General features: G+C 30.7%; 1 protein-coding gene. It reads right to left on the minus strand.

The features are described from left to right. On the minus strand, positions 1-469 hold a 469-nt coding region (locus V6U76_RS05465), incomplete at both ends, for an ATP-grasp domain-containing protein (RefSeq protein WP_333024136.1).

Consider the following 469-nt stretch of genomic DNA (forward strand, 5'->3'; position numbering starts at 1 on the left):
ATTGTATATTTCACAACCAAGTATATTTTTTGTCATGCAAGGAAAATTTAAAATTACTTCTTGCATTGGGAGTCCACACATTGTTCTCACAAGTTGTTCAAACTGACTCACATTACATGCGTCAAGACTCCAATGACAAGAATTATGAGGTCTTGGAGCAAGCTCATTTACTAATAGGTTATCGTCTTTTGTAATAAAGAATTCTACAGCTAAAATTCCAATTAAGTTTAAATCACATGCTATTTTTTTTGCTATATGTTTTATTTGATCAGCGATAGTATAATCAATTTTAGCTGGTACCGTTGAAGTATCTAATATGCCATCGATATGGTGATTTTCTGCTATAGGAAAGTAGGATATTTGATTATTACTATTTCTCGCTATTACTATTGAAATTTCTTTGGAGATATCAACTCGCTTTTCCAATATATATTGCTTATCCCAATTGATAGAAGATAATTGGCTTATA

Source organism: Wolbachia endosymbiont of Pentidionis agamae, from assembly GCF_036711655.1.
Lineage (GTDB): Bacteria > Pseudomonadota > Alphaproteobacteria > Rickettsiales > Anaplasmataceae > JAZHPY01.